The following is a 3,185-nucleotide window of genomic DNA, read 5'->3' as shown; positions in this document are numbered from 1 at the left end:
AGCGGTTCCAGAAGACAGGGAAGACATGGAGGACATGGAAGACATTGTGGCGTCGACGGTAGTGTGAGTTGTATTACATCTTTGGTTTGAGGTTGGTACTGAGGAGCTGAGCCGATGACTGTCTTCCCACGTCCGGGTTCCGCTGGGGCGCTGATGTCGTATGAATCCCGGTACGACAACTTCATCGGGGGCCAGTGGGTGGCGCCCACCAAAGGCCGCTATTTCGAGAATCCGACACCGGTGACCGGCCAGACGTTTTGCGAGGTAGCCCGATCCGACGAGGCCGACATCGAAACGGCGCTCGACGCTGCGCATGCTGCGGCGCCGGCCTGGGGCAAGACCGCCCCTGCCGAGCGGGCAGCAATCCTCAACAAGATCGCCGATCGCATCGAGGAACACACCGCCGCGTTGGCGCTGGCCGAATCCTGGGACAACGGCAAACCGATCCGGGAGGCGCTGGCCGCCGACATTCCGCTGGCGGCAGACCATTTCCGGTATTTCGCCGGCGCGATCCGCGCCCAGGAAGGTTCGCTCTCGCAGATCGACGAGGACACTGTCGCCTATCACTTCCATGAGCCGCTCGGCGTGGTGGGGCAGATCATTCCGTGGAACTTCCCCATCCTGATGGGCGCCTGGAAACTGGCGCCGGCGCTGGCGGCAGGCAATGCGGTGGTGCTCAAACCGGCCGAACAGACACCAGCGTCAGTGCTCTACCTGATGTCGCTCATCGGCGATCTGTTGCCGCCGGGCGTGGTCAACGTCGTCAACGGTTTCGGCGCCGAAGCCGGTAAGCCGCTGGCCTCCAGCGACCGGATCGCCAAGGTTGCCTTCACTGGGGAAACCACCACCGGGCGACTGATCATGCAATACGCCTCACAGAACCTGATCCCGGTCAGCCTGGAACTCGGTGGCAAGAGCCCCAACATCTTCTTCTCCGACGTGCTGGCCGGCAGCGGTGAGCTCCAAGACAACTTCCAGGACAAGGCGCTCGAGGGATTCACCATGTTTGCCCTCAACCAGGGCGAAGTGTGCACCTGCCCGTCGCGCAGCCTGATCCAGGCCGATATCTACGACGAGTTCCTGGAACTGGCGGCGATCCGCACCAAGGCGATCCGGCAGGGCGATCCGCTGGACACCGAGACAATGCTGGGTTCTCAGGCCTCCAACGATCAGCTAGAGAAGGTGTTGTCCTACATCCAGATCGGCAAGGACGAGGGCGCCACCCTGATCACCGGTGGCGAGCGCGCCGATCTGGGCGGGGACCTGGCCGGCGGGTTTTACGTGCAACCGACGATCTTTGCCGGCAACAACAAAATGCGGATCTTCCAGGAGGAAATCTTCGGGCCGGTGGTCGCGGTGACATCGTTCACCGATTATGACGACGCGATCAGCATCGCCAACGACACCCTTTATGGTCTCGGTGCCGGCGTGTGGAGCCGCGATGGCACTATCGCCTACCGGGCCGGCCGGGACATTCAGGCCGGCCGGGTGTGGATCAACTGCTACCACGTCTATCCCGCCCACGCGGCCTTCGGCGGCTACAAGCAGTCCGGTTTCGGCCGCGAGACCCATAAGATGATGCTCGACCACTACCAGCAGACCAAGAACCTGCTGGTGTCCTACTCGGACCAGGCGCTGGGCTTCTTCTGATGAGCGCGGCGTCGAGCGCTCCTCCCGGGGTGCTCATCACGGCGGCGGCCGCCGAGCTGCTGGTCCGGCTGCAGGACCGTCACGGTCCGGTGATGTTCCACCAGTCCGGCGGCTGCTGCGACGGGTCGTCGCCGATGTGCTACCCGTGCGGGGACTTCCTCGTCGGTGACCGCGACGTCTTGCTGGGCGTGCTGGACGTCGGGACGGACGGGGTGCCCGTGTGGATCTCGGGTCCGCAGTATCTCGCCTGGAAGCACACCCAGCTGGTCATCGACGTGGTCCCGGGCCGCGGCGGTGGGTTCAGTCTGGAGGCGCCGGAGGGCGTGCGGTTCCTCAGTCGCGGCCGGGTTTTCACCGACGCGGAGAAAGCGCTGTTACAGGCCACACCGGTCATCACCGGCAACGCCTACGCGGGTGGCGAACGGCCCTTAGTGCGTGGTCAGGTGGTGGACGTCGAGCACCCGGCTGCGCCGCGAACGTGCCGCACCGGTCATCGGTAACCGCAGTAAGGTCGTCACCGTGGTCCCCTTTCCGCGCCCCCGGCTGCTGGCCGGCGCGCTGCTGATCGGAAGCGCGGTCGGGCTGCTGACGGGGGTGGTGTGCACCGTGTTGGTTCATCAGCGGATCCGGCCCGACGTCGTCATTGCCCTGGTGGTCGGGATTCCCAGTGCGACCGGTTTGCCGCTGATTCTGTTTTCCGGGCGTCGCTGGGTAACGACCCTGGGCGCGTTCATCCTCGCGTTGGCGCCAGGTTGGTTCGGGGTGCTCGTCGCTATCGAAGTGGCGTCTCGTGGCTGACAAAGACGTCGACCAAGAGCGCGAGCCCAGTCCGGGAACTGAACCGTTCGTTCCGGATTTCGACACCGGCGAGGAGTCGGTCCCGTTTGTGCCCGATTTTTCCGATATTCATGACACCGGCGCGCAGCCGCTGCCACTGGTCATCGGGCCGGAGAAGTCCGACCCGGTCGTGGCTGGCGACGAGGACGTAGCGGCCGAGTCGGCTGCCGCGCCGGTCACGGTGCCCGGTCGGTACCAGTATCTAAAGTGGTGGAAGTTGGTTCTGGTGATCCTTGGTGTGTGGATCGCCGCCGCGGAGGTCGGGCTCAGCCTGTTTTATTGGTGGTATCACACGATCGACAAGACGGCGCCGGTATTTATGGTGCTGGTCTATGTCGTCGGGTGCACCGTGGCAGGCGTGCTGCTGGCGATGGTGCCCGGCAAGCCGCTGATCGCGGCATTGGCGCTTGCGGTGATGTCGGGGCCGTTTGCCTCCGTCGCCGCGGCGGCGCCCCTCTACGGCTACTACTACTGCGAACGGGTCGGCCACTGTGTGGTGGGCGTCATTCCGTACTGACGACCTGCCAGGTGTAGCCGGCCACTAGGGTAGTGGCCGTGACTCACTATGACGTTGTTGTGCTCGGAGCCGGTCCGGGCGGATATGTCGCTGCCATTCGTGCCGCACAGCTGGGCTTGAGTACCGCGGTCGTCGAACCGAAGTACTGGGGTGGAGTCTGCCTCAACGTCGGCTGCATCCC

5 protein-coding genes are annotated in these 3,185 nt (G+C 64.5%); all 5 read left to right on the top strand.

Going from position 1 to position 3,185, the window contains the following annotated elements:
* Positions 1 to 114: 114 nt before the first annotated feature.
* On the top strand, positions 115 to 1,650 hold the full coding sequence (gene exaC / locus AC2VOU_RS09325) for an acetaldehyde dehydrogenase ExaC (RefSeq protein ID WP_486957117.1): 1,536 nt from the start codon (positions 115 to 117) through the stop codon (positions 1,648 to 1,650).
* Positions 1,650 to 2,150 (top strand): DUF779 domain-containing protein, encoded by a 501-nt coding sequence (locus AC2VOU_RS09320; RefSeq protein WP_047313671.1) that lies wholly within the window; start codon positions 1,650 to 1,652, stop codon positions 2,148 to 2,150. The genes exaC and AC2VOU_RS09320 overlap by 1 nt, the downstream gene beginning before the upstream one ends.
* A 19-nt stretch (positions 2,151 to 2,169) precedes the next feature.
* On the top strand, positions 2,170 to 2,448 hold the full coding sequence (locus AC2VOU_RS09315; protein ID WP_486957116.1) for a putative holin: 279 nt from the start codon (positions 2,170 to 2,172) through the stop codon (positions 2,446 to 2,448).
* Positions 2,441 to 3,004, top strand: coding sequence for a hypothetical protein (locus AC2VOU_RS09310; protein WP_047313669.1), 564 nt, complete (start codon positions 2,441 to 2,443; stop codon positions 3,002 to 3,004). Before AC2VOU_RS09315 ends, AC2VOU_RS09310 begins: the two co-directional genes overlap by 8 nt.
* Before the next feature lie 38 nt (positions 3,005 to 3,042).
* Positions 3,043 to 3,185 (top strand): FAD-dependent oxidoreductase (locus AC2VOU_RS09305; protein ID WP_486957118.1); only part of this gene is annotated, 143 nt, incomplete at its 3' end.

The organism is Mycobacterium sp. TH-M25 (genome assembly GCF_057473665.1).
The sequence above is the reverse complement of the archived record's forward strand: the minus strand, read 5'-3'. Positions and strand labels throughout refer to the sequence as shown.